Origin of the sequence: Stenotrophomonas sp. Marseille-Q4652 (assembly GCF_916618915.1) — a bacterium.
In the GTDB taxonomy this organism is placed as follows: Bacteria; Pseudomonadota; Gammaproteobacteria; order Xanthomonadales; family Xanthomonadaceae; genus Stenotrophomonas.
In genome coordinates, this window is record NZ_CAKAKE010000001.1 from 126,318 (window position 1) to 145,196 (window position 18,879).

An 18,879-nucleotide genomic window follows, 5' to 3' on the forward strand; every position below is an offset into this window, starting at 1 on the left:
ACCACTTTCCAGGAATAACCGATGAGTTACGCCAGTAATGATGAAATCCGAGGCGTCCTGATCCAGGCGGGCAACGAGCGCGTGCTGTTGCCCAACGCGACCGTTGCCGAAGTGATGTCGCGCGTGCAGGTCGAACCCGTCACCGACGCTCCGTCGTGGCTGGCCGGCCAGATTGCCTGGCACGGCTGGAACGTACCGCTGCTTGCCTTTGGCCGCTTCACCGGGCTGGGCGAGGAGCTCGTGGCCAGCAACAACAAGATCGTGGTGCTCAAGGCACTGGGCGGCAACGCCGAACTGCCGTACTTCGCGCTGCTGACCGAGACCTTCCCGCAGCTGATCGCGGTGCCGCGCGATGGCCTGCTGGCCGATGCGTCCGAGGAAACCCTGCCGCCGGGCGTGCACATGCGCGTGCTGCTGGGCGAACAGAGCGCTCTGCTGCCAGACCTGGACGCGCTGGAATCGGCGATCGTGCAGAACCAGGCCGCCTGAGCACCTGTGCGACATCCGGAAATATCGAAGGCCGCGGGTAACCGCGGCCTTCTTCGTTGTACTACGCCGGAGCCGCGTGGATGCGCAGCAGCCTGCTCAAAGATCGCCCAGCCGTGCCTGCAGCGCGGCGATCGCGGCCAGCCCGGCGGTCTCCGTGCGCAGGATCCGCGGTCCCAGCTGCAGCCCCTGGAAGCCGGCATCCTGCAGCGCCTGGCGGTCACGCGGCGACCAGCCGCCTTCCGGGCCAATGGCGATCACCACGCCGCCGGCCGGTGCCGCCTCCAGGCTGGCCAGGCGATGCTCGCCCTGCGGGTCCAGGGTCAGCTTGAGCGTGTCCGCCGGCAGGCCCTGCGCCGCGGCTTGCAGGTTCTGCGGGGGCACCAGCGAGGGCACGCGCGCGCGGCCGCTCTGGCCACAGGCCGAGACGATGACGGTGTGCCAGTGGGCCAGGCGCTTCTCGGTGCGGGCCGCATCGAGTTTGACCTCGGTGCGTTCGGCATTGACCGGGATCACCGCCGCCACGCCCAGCTCGGTGGCCTTCTGCAGGATCAGGTCCATCTTCTCGCCGCGGGCGATGCCCTGCAGCAGGGTGATGCGCAGCGGGGATTCGTTGTCCATCCGTTGCACGGCGCCGATGCGCACCCTTGCCTCGCGCTTGCCGGCAACGGTCACCTCCGCGCTGTAGTCGTGGCCATCGCCGTTGAACAGCACGCAGGCATCGCCTTCGCGCAGGCGCATCACCCGCAGCAGATGGTTGGCGGTGTCTTCGGGCAGCACGATCTCGGCACCCACCTGCAGCGGTGCGTCCACGTGGCATCGGGTCAGGCGCATGCAACAGCCTCGTCAATTGCGGCCAGCGTGGTACGCGCCAGCAGGTCCAGTTGTTCGTCGCCGATGCAGTACGGCGGCATCCAGTACAGCACGTCGCCCAGCGGGCGCAGCACCACGCCACGGCGCAGCGCGGCCTTGTAGGCGTGCAGTCCCACGCGCGCGGCCGGGTCGAACGGGGTTCGCCTGTTGCCGCCGCGGGTCAGCTCGAAGGCCACCACCATGCCGGCCTGGCGCACATCGGCCACATGCGGATGGTCGGAAAACGGCGCGGCCAGCCGGCGCATCGCCTCGGCGGTACCGAGGTTGCCGGTGATGACGTCGTCGCTGGCGAAGATGTCCAGCGTGGCCAGCGCGGCAGCACAGGCCAGCGGATTGCCGGTGTAGCTGTGCGAATGCAGGAAGGCACGCTCGCGCGAATCATCGAGGAAGCCGTCGTACAGCGCCTGCGTGGTCAACACCGCCGACAGTGGCAGGAAGCCGCCGGTCAGGCCCTTGGACAGGCACAGCAGGTCGGGCATCACCCCGGCCTGCTCGCAGGCGAACATCGTGCCGGTGCGGCCGAAGCCGGCAGCGATCTCGTCGGCGATCAGGAACGCGCCATTGGCGTCGCACAACTCGCGCGCGCGCCGCAGGTACACTGGATCGTGCATGCGCATGCCGCCGGCGCACTGCAGCCGCGGCTCGAGGATCACCGCGCAGATCTCGCCCGGATGCCGGTCGAACAGGTCAGCCAGCGCATCGGCGGCCTGGTGCGCACGGCTGGCGGCCGACTGACCTTCCTCGGCGAGGTAGGCATCGGGGGAGGGGGCGAACATCGCCTCGGCCAGCAGCGGTGCGTAGATACGCCGGTACAGCGGGATATCGCCGACGGCGAGCGCGCCCAGGGTCTCACCGTGATAGCCGTTCTCCAGCGCCACAAAGCGGGTGCGCCTGTCCTCGCCGCGGTTGCGGAACCAGTGGAAGGCCATCTTCAGCGCGACCTCGACCCCGGCCGAGCCGTTGTCGGCATAGAACACCTTGGCCAGCGGCGCGCGGCCGGCCTGGCGTGGAGCGACCTGCAGCAGGCGTTCGGCCAGTTCCACCGCCGGCTCGTGGGTGAAGCCGGCCAGCATCACCTGCTCCAGCTGGTTGGCCTGGCGCGCCACCGCAGCGGCAATGCGGGGCTCGGCATGGCCGAACAGGTTGGTCCACCAGCTGCTGACGGCGTCCAGGTAGCGGTTGCCATCATGCCCGACCAGCCACGGCCCTTCGCCACGGGCGATGGAGACCAGCGGCAGGGTGTCCGGGTGTTCGCGCATCTGCGTGCACGGATGCCACAGCACCGACAGGTCGCGTTGCCGCCAGCGCTCGGCCAGCGGGGAGGAGTCTGGGTCTGCTAGCATTTCGGGCTCATGGACACGTTCTTGCCTGCGCACATTCTATCGGTCCGCCATGACCGTCGCCTCGCGGGGCGCGCATGAGCCGTCGCCTGCCGGTGATCCACGACGTGGTGGAACAGGAGCAGGGTCCGTTCCGCCTGCAGCACCTTGACCTGGAGTTCTCCAACGGCGAGCGCCGGCGTTTCGAGCGGCTGCTCAGCCGCGGCAACGGCGCGGTGGTCGTGGTGCCGATGCTCGACGAGGACACTGTGCTGCTGGTGCGCGAGTACGCCGCCGGCATGCACCGTTATGAACTGGGACTGGTGAAGGGCCGCATCGACGCCGGCGAAACACCCGACCAGGCCGCCAACCGCGAACTCAAGGAGGAAGCCGGCTATGGCGCGCGCCGTGTTGACGTGCTGCGCGCGATGACGCTGGCGCCGACCTACATGAGCCAGCAGTCGTGGCTGGTGGTCGCCCGTGACCTGTATCCCGAACGCCTGCCCGGCGACGAACCGGAGGAGCTGGAAGTGGTGCCGTGGAAACTGGATGAGCTGGACCAGCTGATGCTGCGCGAGGACTTCTCCGAAGGCCGCTCGCTTGCCGCCCTGTTCATTGCCCGCGAGTGGCTGCGGGGTGGCCGATGAGCCGCATCGGCGCCGACCTGCGCGAGACCGTCATCGCCATCGCCCAGCAGGCCGGCGAGGCGATCATGCAGGTGTATGCCACCGCCTTCGACGTCGAGCACAAGTCCGACGACAGTCCGCTCACCGCCGCCGACCTGGCTGCCAACCGCGTGATCGTCGAGAGCCTGCGCCGGCTGACCCCTGACATGCCGGTGCTGTCGGAGGAATCGGCGATGGTGCCGTGGGAAACGCGCCAGCACTGGACCGGGTACTGGCTGGTCGACCCGCTTGACGGCACCCGCGAGTTCGTCAAGCGCAATGGCGAGTTCAGCGTCAACATCGCCCTGATCCAGCACGGTTCGCCGGTGCTGGGCGTGGTCCAGGCGCCGGTCACCGGGACCATCTGGCACGCGATCCGTGGCGAAGGTGCTTACCGTCGCGAGGGCATGCGTGACACCCAGTTGCGCGTGCAGGTGCCGGCGCAGGCACCGCTGCGTGTGGCTGCCAGCCGTTCGCACCGCAGTCCGCGTACCGAACAACTGCTGGCAAGCATGGGCCAGATCGAACTGGTCTCGCAGGGTTCCTCGCTCAAATTCTGCCGCCTGGCCGAAGGCGCGCTCGACGTGTATCCGCGCCTGGGTCCCACCTGCGAGTGGGATACCGCCGCCGGCCAGTGCGTGCTCTATGCCGCCGGCGGCGCGCTGCTGGCCGCCGACACCGGCAAGCCGTTCCGCTACAACCGCCGCGAATCGCTGCTCAACGGCGACTTCATCGCGCTCGGCGACCCCAGCCTGCCGTGGCGCGACTGGATCCCGCCGGACGACGCCCGTTCCTGAGCGGCGCCGGCGTGACACCCTTGGAGTTCCCTGCATGACCGACCACGCCGATTCCCTCGACGCCAACACCCAGGACATCGGACGCCTGCTGCGGATCATGGCGCGGCTGCGCGATCCCGGGCGTGGCTGTCCCTGGGACCTGGCCCAGGATTTCTCCACCATCGCCCCGTACACGATCGAGGAAGCCTACGAGGTCGCCGATGCGGTCGACCGCGGAGACCTGGATGACCTGCGTGGCGAACTCGGCGACCTGCTGCTGCAGGTCGTGTTCCATGCGCAGATGGCCAGCGAGCAGGGCGCGTTTGGCTTCGGCGAGGTCGTGGCGTCGATCTGCGACAAGCTCGAGCGCCGCCATCCGCATGTGTTCGGCGAAGCCAGCGTGGACGATGCCGCCGCGGTCAGCGCCAACTGGGAAGCGATCAAGCGCCGCGAACGCGAGGCGGCCGGCGAGCAGGACCGCTCCGCGCTGGCGGGCATCGCCCGTGGCCAGCCGGAATGGCAGCGTGCAGTGAAGCTGCAGTCGCGCGCGGCGCGCACCGGTTTCGACTGGCCCGATCCGACTCCGGTACTGGCCAAGGCCGCCGAGGAACTGCAGGAAGTGCGCGAAGCATTCGCCCGGCTGCCGCAGACCGGTGATCGCGCCGAACTGGAAGAGGAGCTGGGCGATCTGCTGTTCGTCGTCGCCAATCTCGCGCGCCACGCGAAGGTGGATCCGGGCACGGCGCTGCGCCGGGCCAACCTCAAGTTCGAACGCCGCTTCCGCGCGATGGAAGCTATGGCTGTTTCCCGCGGGCAGGCCTTCGACCAGCTCGATCTGGACGCGCAGGAAAACCTGTGGAACGAGGTCAAGGCCATGGAGAAATGATCCAGACCCTGCTGCTGTTCGTGGTGACCGCGCTGGCCGAGATCGTCGGCTGCTGGTTGCCCTGGCTGTGGCTGCGTCGCGATGGCAGTGCCTGGTTGCTGCTGCCGGCCGCCGCGTCGCTGGCACTGTTCGCCTGGCTGCTGACCCTGCATCCCACCGCCAGCGGCCGCATCTATGCCGCCTACGGTGGCGTCTATGTCAGCGTGGCGCTGTGCTGGTTGTGGGCGGTGGACGGCATCCGGCCCACCCGCTGGGACGTGGCGGGCGTGGCGCTGTGCCTGGCCGGAATGGCGGTGATCATGTACGGCGCGCGCCAGGCCTGAACTGCCCGCCTCCTGCGTGCCGCGGTGGCGGATGACTGCCATACTCGGGCTTCACAACAGGAGGTGGTGAGCAATGAGCGGTTCGTTTTTTCTCGCGCTGGTGGTGGTCGTTGCCGGTGTGATCGTGCTGTTCAAGACCGTGCGCATGGTGCCGCAGGGCTTCGAGTGGACCGTGGAGCGGTTCGGCAAGTACACCCACACGCTCGATCCCGGGCTGCATTTCCTGATCCCGATCATCTACGGCGTCGGCCGCAAGGTGAACATGATGGAACAGGTGCTGGACGTGCCCAGCCAGGACGTGATCACCAAGGACAACGCGGTGGTGCGTGTGGACGGCGTGGTGTTCTTCCAGGTGCTGGACGCGGCCAAGGCCGCCTACGAGGTCTCCAACCTGGAGATCGCGATGATTGCCCTGGTACAGACCAACATCCGTACCGTGATCGGCTCGATGGACCTGGACGAGTCGCTGAGCCAGCGCGAGGCGATCAATGCCCAGCTGCTGGGCGTGGTCGACCACGCCACCAACCCATGGGGCATCAAGGTCACCCGCATCGAGATCCGCGACATCCAGCCGCCGCGCGACCTGGTCGATGCCATGGCCCGGCAGATGAAGGCCGAGCGCGAGAAGCGCGCGCAGATCCTCGAGGCCGAGGGTTCGCGCCAGTCCGAGATCCTGCGTGCCGAGGGCGAGAAGCAGGCCGCGGTGCTGGAGGCTGAGGGCCGCAAGGAAGCCGCGTTCCGCGACGCCGAGGCACGCGAACGACTGGCCGAGGCCGAAGCCAAGGCCACCACCATGGTGTCCGAGGCGATCGCCCAGGGTGACGTGCAGGCGATCAACTACTTCGTCGCGCAGAAATACGTGGAGGCCTTCGAGAAACTGGCCACCGCGCCGAACCAGAAGTTCGTGCTGATGCCGATGGAAGCCAGCGGCATCCTCGGCTCGCTTGGCGGCGTGGCCGAACTCGCCCGCCAGGCGCTGGCCGGCCAGCAGCAGGCCACGGCCGCACGCCGTGCCCAGCCCTCGCGTCCGCCGGAGTTCTGAGCCATGCGCTGGGACGTTTCCATCTGGGCCGCATTGGCGCTGGTGCTGATGGCTGCCGAGGCGCTCGCGCCCGGCGCCTTCATGCTGTGGATGGGCTTTGCCGCGGCGGTGATGTTCGCGCTGGTGCTGCTGGTACCCGGCATGTCGTTGCTGGTGCAGGTCGCGCTGTTCGTGGTGCTCAGCTTCGTCTCCATCCAGGTGTACCTGCGCTGGTTCCGCAACCGCGGCCGCCAGAGCGACCGGCCGCTGCTGAACCGCCGTGCCCAACAGCTGGTCGGCCGCGTGGTCGAACTGGACCGGGCCATCGTCGATGGCAGTGGCCGTGCCCGCGTCGACGATTCGCTGTGGGCCGTGGTCGGGCCGGACCTGCCGGTGGGCAGCCGCGTGCGCGTGGTTGCCGTGGATGGGATGACGCTGAAGGTGCAGCCGGTCTGAACCACCTGCGGCGGCGTATGGCGCCGCCGCAGGATTTTGGTCGCGGCCATCTGGGATAATGGCGTCCCTTTTGTGTGGAACGGCCATGACCCAGAAGACCCGACTCAACGAATCCCACCGCTCGCTCGGCGCAAAGATGGTCGATTTCGGTGGCTGGGACATGCCCATCCACTACGGCTCGCAGATCGACGAACACCATCTGGTGCGTCGCGACGTGGGCATGTTCGACGTCAGCCACATGACCGTGGTCGACCTGCGCGGCGCACGCGTGCGCGAATTCCTGCGCAGCCTGCTGGCCAACTCCGTGGACAAGCTCAAGGTGCCGGGCAAGGCCCTGTACTCGTGCATGCTCAACGAGCGCGGCGGCGTCATCGACGACCTGATCGTCTACTTCCTGGGCGAGGACTTCTTCCGCATGGTGGTAAACGCCTCCACCCGCGAGAAGGACCTGGCCTGGATCCGCAGGCATGCCGCCGCCCTTGACGTGCAGGTCGAGCTGCGCGAGGACCTGGCGATCATCGCCGTGCAGGGCCCGCAGGCGCGCGCCAGGGTGCTGGAACTGGTGGCCGACGCCGATCGCGAGGCACTGGGCAAGCTCGGTCGCTTCGCCGCGCTGGACGTCCGCTCCACCGGTGGCGAAGCGCTGTTCGTCGCCCGTACCGGCTACACCGGCGAGGACGGCTTCGAGATCCTGCTTCCGCAGGATGCCGTCGTGGCGTTCTGGAACCAGCTGCTGGAAGCCGGGGTGAAGCCGGCCGGCCTCGGCGCGCGCGACACGCTGCGCCTGGAAGCGGGCATGAACCTCTACGGCCAGGACATGGACGAGGACGTCTCCCCGTACGAAGCCGCGCTGGCCTGGACCGTGGCGATGGATGAGGGGCGTGCCTTCATTGGGCGCGACGCGCTCGAAGCGCAGCTGGCTGCCGGCAACGCCCGGCAGATGATCGGTCTGGTGATGGACGACAAGGGCGTGCTTCGCCATGGCCAGAAGGTGCTCACCGCGCAGGGCGAGGGCGAGATCCTCTCCGGCACCTTCTCGCCGACGCTCGGCAAGGCGATTGCGTTTGCCCGCGTGCCGCAGGGTGACCCGGGCCAGGTGCGCGTGGACATCCGCGGCCGCGAGGTTCCCGTGCGCGTGGTCAAGTTCCCGTTCGTGCGCGAAGGCCAGGCCCAGGCGGGCGTACAGGGCTGATGCATCCGTCCCGGGCAGGCACCCGCCTGCCCGGGTGGCTAAACTAGTTGCGCGTTTTCTGTTGTTTTTCCCGACCACCGTTTTCTTCGGAGCAGTTCCATGAGCGAGATCCCCGGCGACCTCAAATTCCTCAAGTCCCACGAATGGGCCCGTGCCGAAGGCAACGGCCGCGTCACCGTGGGTATCTCCGACCATGCCCAGGGCCTGCTGGGTGACCTGGTCTATGTCGAACTGCCGGGCGTGGGCGACAGCGTCCAGGCCGGCAACAGCGTGGCGGTGGTCGAGTCGGTCAAGGCCGCCTCCGATGTCTACAGCCCGGTCACCGGCAAGGTGGTCGAGGTCAACGATTCGCTGACCGACAAGCCGGAAACCATCAACGAGGATGCCTACGGCGAAGGCTGGCTGTTCGTGGTGCAGATCGACGATGCCGAGCAGCTCAACGAACTGCTGGGCCCGGACGACTACGCCGAGCTGCTGGAAGACGACGCGCACTGAACCTCGCTTTCCGCATCGAGAAAACGGTCGCCTCGCGCGGCCGTTTTTTTTGTCGCCGCCAGCGTGTCATCGCGAGGTGATGGATTCGCGCTGCCAGGGAGTGTCGGTCGTGCAGCCGCTGCATGCCGGTCGTTGCCGGTGCAGCCGGCACTCGCTTCGTCCATCGGCTGGCAAAAACGCTGCGCAGTTTTGCGCATTTGCATCATCGACCACGCATCCGGCATCGCCCTTCGACAAAATTCCTGGACCACCGTCGAGGGTGTTCGGGTGCCGAACAGCAACGTCTACGCCGTGTCATTTTTGCGGGCGGCACACTGGTTGCCTGCATGGTGCCGTCAAACAGAAACAGCTTATTTCCCGATGTTTTTTGCATGGGCTGCATATGCGCTGCCGGTGGTGCATCCGGTGGAAGGTGCGCAGGCATGACGCGATGGCGAATGCCGGCAACGCCGATCCGGCACATCGCGGAAAAAAAGTTGCGCGACGAGTGTTGACAGTAAAAAAAACCGTGATTAGGTTTCGCCCAGCAGACCTTGCCTGCGGAAGAGAGTGAGCCGGATCGACATCCAGACGCGAAGCACCACACGTAAATCCGCCACGGTTCCAGTGATGGTGGAGAGGGCGGCGCTTCCTTCCGCGAAAATCGTCACCCAAGACACGACACCCGTATCTGCGTTCGATGCGGGTGTTTCCGTATCCGTCGCGACGCGCGCGACGCGTCGGCGGACCCCGTGGCCGAGGCCGGCGGGTTTTGTTCCAACTGGGCGTTACAACTCCATAGATCACTGACGAGGAGCCATCCCATGGCCACGAAGAAAGCTGCGAAGAAACCGGCCGCCAAGAAGGCGGTGAAGAAGGTCGCCAAGAAGGCCGCCGCCAAGAAGAGCGTGAGCAAGGTCGCCAAGAAGGCAACCGCCAAGAAGACCGTCAAGAAGCCTGCTGCCAAGAAGACGGTGAAGAAGGCTGCCGCCAAGAAGGCCACCGCCAAGAAGACCGTCAAGAAGGCTGCTGCCAAGAAGACGGTGAAGAAGGCTGCCGCCAAGAAGGCAACCACCAAGAAGACCGCCAAGAAGGCTGCTGCCAAGAAGACGGTGAAGAAGGCTGCTGCCAAGAAGACCGCGAAGAAGGCCACCGCCAAGAAGACCGTCAAGAAGGCTGCTGCCAAGAAGACGGTGAAGAAGGCTGCGAAGAAGGCCCCCGCGAAGAAGGCTGCCAAGCCGGCCGCCACGAAGGCCACCAAGAAGAAGCCGGCTGCTGCCAAGAAGAAGGCCGCCCCGGTGGCCCTCCCTGCGACCCCGGCACCGCTGATCTGATTCATCCCCGATAGCCGTTCAGGACTCCTTCCCCGACGCCCAGCGGGGGAGGAGTTTTTTTCATGGGCGATCGTGGGACAGCGACGAAGAAAAAAGGCGGCCAAGGGCCGCCTTTTTCGGTTGTGCAAAGGTTGCTGGTATCAGCGCGGCGAGGCGGTGGCCCGCTCCGACGATGCGCCATTGCGGCCCTGGCCGCGCACACCATCGGCGCGCAGGTTGTCACTGCCGAAGTCGGCATCCACGTCCAGCCAGCGCTGCACCGGCAGGCCCATTGCGCGGTCGAGGATGGTCGGCAGCAGGCCGGTGGGCAGGCTGCTCTCGCCATTCCACAGGATCGCCACGCCCAGGTCCTGTCCGGGAACCAGTGCGGCCAGACCGCGGTAGCCCTGCACCGCGCCGGCATGGAACACGACCTGCTCGCCGGCGTAGTCGAACACACGCCAGCCCAGCGCATAGCCGGCCGAGTTCAGTCGTTGCCGGCGCCAGCCGGCGCGCATCTCGCCCGGAGTGCTGACCAGCGGGGCGTGCAGGGTGGCCAGCAGCGGTGCCGGCAGCACGTCCGGACGGTGCCCGGTATGGGCGAGCAGCCACTGCGCCATGTCACTGGCACTGGCATTGACGCCCGCTGCCGGGGCAACGCGGTAGTAGGTCGGCTTGGGATTGAGCGAGACCCAGCCGTTGCGGCTGCGCACGTGCGGTCGCGCCCAGCGCGAGCTGGCCTGGATGCCGGCCAGACCGAGGCTGGCGTCGTTCATGCCCAGCGGCTTGAAGATGCGACGTTCGACCGCCTGCTCGTAGAAGCTGCCCGAGGCGGCGAACACCATGTCGCCAACCAGGCTGAAGGCCACGTTCTGGTAGGCATAGCACTCGCCCGGCGCGCACTTGAGCGGTGCGCTGGCCAGCTTGCGGGTGAGGGTGTAGTAGTCGGCGTTGGCCTCGATGTCGCGGTCGTAGGCGTTGTACGGCAGGCCGACGCGATGGCTGAGCACGTCGGCCACGGTGACCTTGCGCGTGGCTTCGGGCGTACTGAGCTGGAAACCGGGAACGTAGTCGGTGACCTTGCTGTCCCAGCGCAGGGTGCCGTCGTTGACCAGCAGCCCGGCCATGGTGCCGGCGAAGGCCTTGGACAGCGAGGCCAGGCGGAACACGGTGTGCGCATCGATCGGCTCGGGGTTGCTGACGTCGGTGACGCCATAGCCACGCGCGCTGAGCACGCGGCCACCCTGGACGATGACCACCGCCATGCCCGGCACACGGTTGCCGTAGGTGAGCTGCTCGGCCATTGCCTCGAAGGCGGCCACGTCGAAGCCCGGTGCAAGCGGCTTGAGCTCGCCACCGAGGCTGGTGCGGTAGGGCAGGGGCTGCGTCGGCGAGGCCGGCGCGGTGTGTGATTCAAGGTTGGCGGGGAACGCGTCCGTCGCCGTGAGTGCCGGTGTCTGTGCAGTGGAAGTCAGGGCCAACGTCGCCAGCGCCCCCATCAATCCCAATGCCACCGGACGGAAGCGCCAGCGTCTGCGGTTGTCTTTCATCGTGATCGATGCCTGTAAGCTAAGGCTGCACGCGATTCTAGCGCCGCTTTTCTATCAGTGCACAAACGGGGAGAAGATGAATGGGCATGATGTTGATACTGCTCGTGTTTTTGGGCGTTTTTGTTGTCATTGCGGGCTGGGGCATCGGCCTCTACAACGGCCTGATCCGGGCACGCAACGCCTATCGCAACGCATTTGCACAGATCGACGTGCAGCTGCAGCGGCGTTTTGACCTGATCCCCAACCTGGTGGAAACCGCCAAGGCCTACATGGGCCACGAGCGGCAGACGCTGGAGGCGGTGATCGCCGCGCGCAACGCGGCACAGGCCGGACTGGCTGCCGCCAAGGCCGACCCGGGCGATGCCGCCGGCATGGCACAACTGGCCGCCAGCCAGGGCCAGCTCAATGGCGTGCTGGGCCGGCTGATGGCCGTGGCCGAGGCCTATCCGGACCTCAAGGCCAACCAGAACATGATGCAGCTGAGCGAGGAGCTGGGCAGCACCGAGAACAAGGTCGCTTTCGCCCGCCAGGCGTACAACGACGCGGTCATGTCCTACAACAACCAGCGCGAGGTGTTTCCGGCCAGCGTGGTGGCCAATGCCTTCAACTTCAGCCCGGCGGCATTGCTGGACATCCCGGCCGACAAGCAGGCGCAGGTGCGCGAGGCACCGAAGGTCCAGTTCTGAAGCCACGCCCGCGGTTGAGACGGTGGTGGTGACACGCAGGGGACACGGATGAACTTCTTTGAACACCAGGCCCGGGCACGGGGCGGCCGCCGGATCGGCACTGGCCAGGGTGATGCGGCCACGGCTGCGTGGATGCAGGAAGCAGGCGTGCAGGGTATAGCCGTCGCCGGGCAGGCGATGCCGGCCGTGGTTGTCGAGCATCGCCGGGACGAAGTGCAGCTGGATGTCGGCGCGTTCGTCGGTGGCCACTGGCGAACGGATGAAACCACCGGCCTCGGCGAAATTGCTGGTGCCCGGCCCGCGACGGCCGCGCAGGAAGTAGTCGATGGCGGTCCTCAGCTCGCTGGTGCGGTCATAGCTCACGCCCGGCACGGTATGGCGCAGCGTGCAGATGTCCAGGTGGTCCTGCAGGTTGCCGCCGACCTGTGGCTGGTCCAGCCGTACGTCGATGCCGTGCCGGCGCAGTTCGTCGGCCGGGCCGATGCCCGAGAGCATCAGCAACTGCGGTGAGTTGATCGCGCCGGCACTGAGCAGTACTTCCGCGCTGGCCGCGGCGTGGTGGCGCCTGCCGCCCACGGCATAGTCCACGCCGGTGATGCGGCCGTGGCCGATGCGCAGGCGCTGCACCAGCGCGCCGGTGACCACGTGCAGGTTGGCACGCCCGCGCGCCGGGGCAAGGTAGGCCACCGCCGACGAGCAGCGGGCGCCATCCTTCTGCGTGACCTGGTACAGGCCCACGCCGAGCTGGTCAGGGCCATTGAAGTCGTTGTTGAAGGCATAACCGGCCTGCTGCCCGGCCTCGATGAAGGCGGCCGACAGCGGGTTGTGGTGGCGCAGGTCGGAGACATGCAGCGGGCCGGAATCACCGTGCAGCGCGTCGGCACCGCGGGTGTTGCATTCGCTGCGGCGGAAGTAGGGCAGCACGCTGGCCCAGTCCCAGCCGTGTACCCCGGCGGCGGCCCAGTCGTCGTAATCGGCCGGCACGCCGCGCACGTAGCACATCGCGTTGATCGAGCTGGAGCCGCCGAGCACCTTGCCGCGCGGCCACCACAGCCGCCGCCCCCGCAGTGCCGGCTCCGGTGCGGTGTCGTAGCTCCAGTTGACGCGACGGTTGTTGACCAGGCGCGCCAGTCCAGCCGGCATGTGGATGAAGGGATGCCAGTCGCGTGGACCGGCTTCCAGCAGCAGTACCCGGCAGGCGGGATCCTCGCTCAGGCGGTTGGCCAGTACGCAGCCGGCAGAGCCGGCACCGACGATCACGTAGTCGTACATATGCATCCATCAAGGCGGCACGCTGCCGTCGGGCGAGCATAGGGCGGCAGCGGCGCGCCGGGGAAGATGCTGGCGATGTTGCAGCGCATCGGATACCGTGCGCGCATTCCGGCCGGGCTCGCGCCGGTATCTCCCCGACGTGGTCTGCCCAACGCATGAATCATTCTTCGCAACCGGAAGCGCGCGGCAGCCTGCGCAAGGCCATCGCCGCCCTCGGCGTGGACTCGCCCGCCCTGTGGTGGTCGCTGCTGTATTTCTTCTGCCTGCTCAGCGGCTACTACGTGTTGCGTCCACTGCGTGATGCAATGGGTGCCTCGGCCGATGTCCTGGCGGTGTTCCCGCCGGCGCTGGTGGACTGGGCGGCGCGTGCGCAGGTGGAGCTGGGTGACTTCACCCTGCAGGTGCTGTTCACCGGCACCTTCATCTGCATGGTGCTGCTGCAGCCGATCTATGGCGCGCTGGTGTCGCGTTATCCACGGCGGGTCTTCCTGCCAGCGGTGTACCTGGCCTTCATCGCCTGCCTGCTGGTCTTCTACTGGGCGTTCGAACAGCGCATGCCGGGGCGCGGCGCGGCGTTCTTCATCTGGGTGGCGGTGTTCAACCTGTTTGCCGTATCGGTGTTCTGGAGCTACATGGCCGACGTGTTCTCCAACGAGGACGCCAAGAAGGTCTATGGCTACATCGGTGCCGGCGGGACCATCGGCGCGCTGACCGGCCCGGTGATCACCCGCACCCTGGCCGAGCAGGTCGGGGTGGGCAACCTGCTGCTGGTCTCGGCCGGCTTCCTGGCCGTGTGCCTGGTGGCGATCCTGCGGTTGCGGCGCTTTGCGCTGCGTCGCGAACGGCAGGGCTTGCAGCAGACCGGCGAGCAGGCGATGGGCGGCTCGGTGCTGGCCGGCCTGCGCCTGGTCTGGCAGGACCCGCTGCTGCGCGCGCTGGCATTGCTGATGTTCTTCGGCGTGGGCGTGGGCACGCTGCTGTACAACGAGCAGGCCGCCATCGCCCAGCGCTTCTTCATCCAGGACGCGGCCCGCACCGCGTACTACGCCAATATCGACCTGGCGGTTAACACCCTCACCATCGTCGTGCAGGTGCTGCTGACGCGCTGGCTGCTGCGCCGCTTCGGCATCGCGCCGCTGCTGCTGCTGCCGGCGCTGGCGATCCTGCTGGGCTTTGCGGTGCTGTCGGCCTCGCCGTTGCCGCTGCTGGTGGCGGTGGTGCAGGTGATGACCCGCGGCGGCGAGTTCTCGCTGGCCAAGCCGGCACGCGAAACGCTCTATACCCGGGTCAGTCGCGAGTCGCGCTACAAGGCCAAGGCCGTGATCGACACAGTGGTCTACCGTGCCGGCGACCTGACCTTCGTATGGCTGCACAAGCTGCTCTCGGCGATGGGCTCGCACCTGGTGTTCCTGGCCGGCGTCGGCGTGGCGGCGGGCATGACCGCCGGCGCGTGGAAGGTGATCCGTGCCCAGCGCGAACTGCCGCCGGACGAGGGCGTGGCCGCCAAACCGGCGGTCGGCTGAGCGGCCCTCAGGGCGCGATGGCTGCCGCGCCGCCCTCGCTGTTGCGGTGGATGCGTGTTGACGGGAAGCTGCCGGGCATTCCTCCAGCAGCCGCCTGCCGCATGCCTGCCATAGGCTCAGCCGCGGACCGGCCTGGGTGATATCCAGCAGGTGATGGCGATGCTGCACACCAGCTGCCGCGCCTCGTCGTGCAGTTCCACCGGGACCTTGACCTCGTAACCTTCCGTGCTTTCCTGCAGCGGCGCGGCCAGCCGTGCGGTGGCAGTGATCGTGCCCTGCGCCTTCTTCAGGTAGGCCACCTGCATGCCCTTGGGGATCCAGCGCATGCCGGCCGGGGTGCTGGCATCAACCATGATCCCCATCACCAGCTCGGCCAGGTTGCACAGCGCGATCGCATGCACCGTGCCGATATGGTTGGTTACCCGTCGGCGATGCTGGATCTGGCCCACGCACAGGCCCGGTTCCAGCCGCTCGATGCGCGGGGCAATGCTGCCGAAGTAGGGCGCCTTCGCGCACACCATACGGGTAAACAGCCACTTGCCGCCCGGCCTGTCCTGAAGGCGCCGGTACAGCGCCAGTACCTTGCTTGCCATGTCTTTCCCTCCCCAAAAATGGGAACGGCGGGCATTGTGCCCGCCGTTCCCGGTTCAACCGTGTTGCTGGATCACGCCGCCTGCTGCGAGCGCTGGTGGCCCGGCAGGTCGTAATAGCTGGCCGCGCGCAGTTCGTGCGGATCGAAGTCATCGACACTGATGGTGTCCATGATGATCGCGCGCAGCTCTTCGAGCTGCTTGCGCTCGTCGGCGGTAATGACGTTCGCGGCGACGGCGGCGTCGAGCTGGGCCGGGAAGTCCAGCGCCTTGACCTGGCCGGTCTTGAGCGCCTTGAGCAGCTTGCGCTCCACCGGCTCGGCAGCGATGGCCTTCTCCAGGTAGCTGGCGATGCGGCCGCCCGGGTTGTTCTCGCACGGGGTCAGGAACACGCCACGGGCCAGGCTGTCACGGGCCGGGTTGGCCGACATCAGCAGCGAGGCGACGCGATGGCCCAGGCGGTCGCCCGGGGCTTCGGCGCGACGGCCGAGCGGGAAGATCAGCGCCCACATCAGCCAGCCGATTGGACGGATCGGGAAGTTGCGCAGCGCACCGGACAGCGATTCCTCGATCTTGTGCACGCTGTCATGGAAAGCCCAGGCCAGCAGCGGCTGTTCGGCCACCGGTGCGCCTTCGTCGTGGTAGCGCTTGACCATCGCGCTGGTCATGTAGATGTGGCTGAGCACGTCGCCGAGGCGACCGGACAGGCCTTCCTTGAACTTCAGCTTGCCGCCGAGGGTCATCATCGAGATGTCGGCCATCAGCGCCAGATTGGCCGAGTAACGGTCCAGCTTGCGGAAGTAACGGCGGGTATAGGCATCGCCCGGGGCGGCGCCGAAGCGCGAGCCAGTCAGGCCGAACCAGAACGAGCGCACGGCGTTGGAAATGCCGAAGCGGATGTGGCCGAACAGGCTGGCGTCGAAGTCACGCAGGCCGACCTTGCGGTCCGGCTCCTGGGCGGCCTTCATTTCCTTCAGTACCCACGGATGGCACAGGATCGCGCCCTGGCCGAAGATCAGCAGCGAGCGGGTCATGATGTTGGCGCCTTCGACGGTGATGCCGATCGGGCTGGCCTGCCAGGCGCGGCCGGCGAAGTTGCGCGGCCCCAGGATGATGCCCTTGCCGCCGACGATGTCCATCACGTCGGAGATCACTTCGCGGGCCATGCTGGTGCAGTGGTACTTGGCAATGGCCGACGGCACCGACGGCACGTCGCCACGGTCAACCGCAGCGGCAGTGGCCTGGGCCAACGCGCTGATCTTGTAGGCCTTGCCGCCGATGCGGGCCAGTGCTTCCTCCACGCCCTCGAAGCGGCCGACCGACAGGCCGAACTGCTTGCGGATGCGCGCGTAGGCACCGGTCACCACCGCACCGGCCTTGGCGCCACCGGAACCGGTGGACGGCAGGGTGATCGAGCGGCCCACGGCCAGGCACTCGTTGAGCATGTTCCAGCCGAGGCCGCGCTTGTCCGGGCCACCGATGATCTGGCTCAGCGGGATGAAGACATCCTTGCCGCGGATCGGGCCGTTCTGGAAGGTCGAGTTCAGCGGGAAGTGGCGGCGGCCGATCTGCACGCCGTCGGTGTCACGCGGCAGCAGTGCCAGGGTGATGCCGATGTCCTCGACGTCGCCCAGCAGTTTGTCGGGGTCGTACATGCGGAAGGCCAGGCCGATCAGCGTGGCGACCGGGGCCAGGGTGATGTAGCGCTTGTCGAAGGTCAGCTTCAGGCCGAGCACTTCCTCGCCCTTCCACATGCCCTTGCAGACGATGCCGTAGTCCGGGATCGAGGTGGCGTCCGAGCCGGCGAACGGGCCGGTCAGGCCGAAGCAGGGCACTTCCTGGCCGACGGCCAGGCGCGGCAGGTAGTAGTCCTTCTGTTCCTGGGTGCCGTAGTGGTTGAGCAGTTCACCCGGGCCAAGCGAGTTGGGCACACCGACAGTGGAGGACACCACCGAGGAGATCGAGGCCAGCTTCTGGATCACCTTGTGGTGGGCAAGCGCCGAGAAGCCCAGACCGCCGTACTCCTTCGGGATGATCATGCCGAAGAACTTGTTCTTCTTGATGAACTCCCACATTTCCGGCGGCAGGTCCGCGTGCACGTGGGTGATCTGGAAGTCGTTGGTCATCCGGCACAGCTCTTCCACCGGGCCATCGAGGAAGGCCTGTTCCTCGGCGGTGAGCTGCGGCTTGGGATAGTTCAGCAGGATGTTCCAGTCCGGGTCACCGGTGAACAGCTGGCCTTCGAAACCCACCGAGCCGGTTTCCAGCGCGATGCGCTCGGTCTGCGACAACGGCGGCAGCACCTTGCGGAAGAACGACATGAAAGGGGCGCTGATCAGCGGCTTGCGCAGGAACGGCAGCAGCACCGGGATGCTGATCACCGCGACGATGATCGCGGCTACCAGGGTGGCGGTCTGGTTGATCGGCGCGAACCAGCAGGCCGCCAGCAGCGCGGCGCTGATAAGCGTCCATGCCACGAGGCGCATGCGGTGGTGGGCGACGAATGCGCCCGCCAACACGATGGCGATGAAGGGAACGATGATGCTCATTGGCTTGCTCCGGTAACGTGCTCGATGGTGGCGGACGGTGCAACGGCCGAAACCGTCGGCAGGGCGTCCAGGTAATGCAACACAGTGGCGGTAAAAGCGTCGTTGTCATCGCCGGCCACCATGTGCGTGGCGTCCGGCAGGTGCACATGCGTGGCATGCGGCACCAGTGACAGGAATTCGTTGACGGTCTGCGGCGAGACCAGGTCGCTGCGCCCCCCGCTGACCAGCAATACGGGGCACTGTACCTTGCGCGCGGCATCGGCCAGAGCGTCCTGGTGCTGCTCGGCATCGCGGGCCAGCTCGTCGACCAGACGCGGATCCCAGTGCCAGGTCCAGCGACCGTCGGCGGTGGGCCGCAACAGCGCACGCAGTGAGTCCTCGCTCTTGCGCGGGCGGTGCGGCAGGTAGGCGGCAACCGCGTCTGCTGCTTCGGCGAGCGAGGCAAAGCCGCGCGGGTGGGCGGTCATGAAGGCCAGGATGCGCTCCACGCCACGGGTTTCCCAGCGCGGGGTGATGTCGACCAGCACCATCGCTGAGAACAGGCCCGGCCAACGCGACTCGGCCACCAGGCCGAACAACCCGCCCATGGACGCGGCGACCAGCACCGGTGGATGCGGCATCTCACCGGCGACCACGATCACGTCATCAGCGAACTGCTCCGGGGTGTACCTCAGTTCCGGTGCATTCCAGTCCGATTCGCCGTGGCCGCGCGCGTCATAACTCACGGTCGGATAGCCGCTGGCCGAGAGCGCGGAGATGGTGCCGGTCCATGCGCCGCGGGTCTGGCCGAAACCATGGGCGAACAGCACGGGCCGACGGGTGCCTGGAGTGCGTGTGGCGGCCAGCGACAGGTCCTGCGCACCTTCGAGACGAAGTTCATCGGGCACGACAATGGTGGTGGCGGAATTGACCATACCTAATGGTA

General features: G+C 67.2%; 19 protein-coding genes and 1 pseudogene. 13 read left to right on the forward strand and 7 right to left on the reverse strand.

What is annotated here, in order from left to right:
- Positions 1-21: 21 nt before the first annotated feature.
- Positions 22-489, forward strand: a complete 468-nt coding sequence (locus LG380_RS00535) for a chemotaxis protein CheW (RefSeq protein ID WP_225763107.1) — start codon at positions 22-24, stop codon at positions 487-489.
- A 96-nt stretch (positions 490-585) separates the two neighbouring features.
- On the opposite strand, the gene LG380_RS00540 is transcribed toward LG380_RS00535, so the two are convergent.
- Entirely contained in the window at positions 586-1,320 is a 735-nt protein-coding gene (locus LG380_RS00540; RefSeq protein WP_225763108.1) for a 16S rRNA (uracil(1498)-N(3))-methyltransferase, read from the reverse strand.
- Positions 1,311-2,702, reverse strand: a complete 1,392-nt coding sequence (gene bioA / locus LG380_RS00545) for an adenosylmethionine--8-amino-7-oxononanoate transaminase (RefSeq protein WP_225763109.1) — start codon at positions 2,700-2,702, stop codon at positions 1,311-1,313. The genes LG380_RS00540 and bioA overlap by 10 nt, the downstream gene beginning before the upstream one ends.
- Positions 2,703-2,776: 74 nt before the next feature.
- Between bioA and nudE the strand changes: the two genes are divergently transcribed.
- The 10 genes from nudE (at position 2,777) to LG380_RS00595 (ending at position 9,805) form a co-directional block, all read left to right on the forward strand.
- Complete coding sequence (gene nudE / locus LG380_RS00550; protein ID WP_225763110.1) at positions 2,777-3,325, forward strand: ADP compounds hydrolase NudE; 549 nt, start codon at positions 2,777-2,779, stop codon at positions 3,323-3,325.
- Complete coding sequence (cysQ, locus tag LG380_RS00555; protein WP_225763111.1) at positions 3,322-4,140, forward strand: 3'(2'),5'-bisphosphate nucleotidase CysQ; 819 nt, start codon at positions 3,322-3,324, stop codon at positions 4,138-4,140. Before nudE ends, cysQ begins: the two co-directional genes overlap by 4 nt.
- A 34-nt stretch (positions 4,141-4,174) precedes the next feature.
- Positions 4,175-5,005: a nucleoside triphosphate pyrophosphohydrolase gene (gene mazG / locus LG380_RS00560; RefSeq protein WP_225763112.1), complete on the forward strand. Its 831-nt coding sequence runs from the start codon at positions 4,175-4,177 to the stop codon at positions 5,003-5,005.
- Entirely contained in the window at positions 5,005-5,328 is a 324-nt protein-coding gene (locus LG380_RS00565; protein WP_225766386.1) for a YnfA family protein, read from the forward strand. The genes mazG and LG380_RS00565 overlap by 1 nt, the downstream gene beginning before the upstream one ends.
- A 73-nt stretch (positions 5,329-5,401) precedes the next feature.
- On the forward strand, positions 5,402-6,370 hold the full coding sequence (locus tag LG380_RS00570; protein WP_225763113.1) for an SPFH domain-containing protein: 969 nt from the start codon (positions 5,402-5,404) through the stop codon (positions 6,368-6,370).
- A gap of 3 nt (positions 6,371-6,373) precedes the next feature.
- Positions 6,374-6,805 carry an NfeD family protein gene (locus LG380_RS00575; protein WP_225763114.1) on the forward strand — a complete coding sequence of 144 codons (432 nt, stop codon included), beginning with the start codon at positions 6,374-6,376 and terminating at the stop codon, positions 6,803-6,805.
- An 85-nt stretch (positions 6,806-6,890) separates the two neighbouring features.
- Positions 6,891-7,997, forward strand: a complete 1,107-nt coding sequence (gcvT, locus tag LG380_RS00580; protein WP_225763115.1) for a glycine cleavage system aminomethyltransferase GcvT — start codon at positions 6,891-6,893, stop codon at positions 7,995-7,997.
- Positions 7,998-8,096: 99 nt separating this feature from the next.
- The gene (gene gcvH, locus LG380_RS00585) at positions 8,097-8,492 is read left to right on the forward strand and encodes a glycine cleavage system protein GcvH (RefSeq protein WP_225763116.1); all 396 of its coding nucleotides are present in this window, start codon (positions 8,097-8,099) and stop codon (positions 8,490-8,492) included.
- Positions 8,493-8,630: 138 nt separating this feature from the next.
- Positions 8,631-8,918, forward strand: a complete 288-nt coding sequence (locus tag LG380_RS00590) for a hypothetical protein (protein ID WP_225763117.1) — start codon at positions 8,631-8,633, stop codon at positions 8,916-8,918.
- 377 nt (positions 8,919-9,295) lie between these two features.
- Positions 9,296-9,805 carry a hypothetical protein gene (locus LG380_RS00595; protein WP_225763118.1) on the forward strand — a complete coding sequence of 170 codons (510 nt, stop codon included), beginning with the start codon at positions 9,296-9,298 and terminating at the stop codon, positions 9,803-9,805.
- A 140-nt stretch (positions 9,806-9,945) separates the two neighbouring features.
- Here LG380_RS00595 and LG380_RS00600 read toward each other — a convergent pair whose 3' ends face one another.
- Complete coding sequence (locus LG380_RS00600) at positions 9,946-11,334, reverse strand: serine hydrolase domain-containing protein (protein ID WP_225763119.1); 1,389 nt, start codon at positions 11,332-11,334, stop codon at positions 9,946-9,948.
- Positions 11,335-11,423: 89 nt separating this feature from the next.
- On the opposite strand from LG380_RS00600, the gene LG380_RS00605 reads away from it, so the two are divergent.
- Positions 11,424-12,020: a LemA family protein gene (locus tag LG380_RS00605; RefSeq protein ID WP_225766387.1), complete on the forward strand. Its 597-nt coding sequence runs from the start codon at positions 11,424-11,426 to the stop codon at positions 12,018-12,020.
- Between the two features lie 90 nt (positions 12,021-12,110).
- Here the strand turns inward: LG380_RS00605 and LG380_RS00610 are convergent.
- Positions 12,111-13,292: pseudogene (locus LG380_RS00610) on the reverse strand (GMC family oxidoreductase N-terminal domain-containing protein); the annotation flags it as partial.
- Positions 13,293-13,447: 155 nt separating this feature from the next.
- Between LG380_RS00610 and LG380_RS00615 the strand changes: the two are divergent.
- Positions 13,448-14,815 (forward strand): MFS transporter, encoded by a 1,368-nt coding sequence (locus LG380_RS00615; protein ID WP_225763120.1) that lies wholly within the window; start codon positions 13,448-13,450, stop codon positions 14,813-14,815.
- 116 nt (positions 14,816-14,931) lie between these two features.
- On the opposite strand, the gene LG380_RS00620 is transcribed toward LG380_RS00615, so the two are convergent.
- From LG380_RS00620 to LG380_RS00630, 3 genes are all read right to left on the reverse strand, one after another.
- A complete protein-coding gene (locus LG380_RS00620) occupies positions 14,932-15,408 on the reverse strand; it encodes a hotdog fold domain-containing protein (RefSeq protein ID WP_225763121.1) in 477 nt (158 codons plus the stop codon).
- Positions 15,409-15,479: 71 nt separating this feature from the next.
- Complete coding sequence (locus tag LG380_RS00625) at positions 15,480-17,954, reverse strand: acyl-CoA dehydrogenase (RefSeq protein WP_225763122.1); 2,475 nt, start codon at positions 17,952-17,954, stop codon at positions 15,480-15,482.
- Positions 17,951-18,868, reverse strand: coding sequence for an alpha/beta hydrolase (locus LG380_RS00630; RefSeq protein ID WP_225763123.1), 918 nt, complete (start codon positions 18,866-18,868; stop codon positions 17,951-17,953). Before LG380_RS00630 ends, LG380_RS00625 begins: the two co-directional genes overlap by 4 nt.
- Positions 18,869-18,879 lie beyond the last annotated feature (11 nt).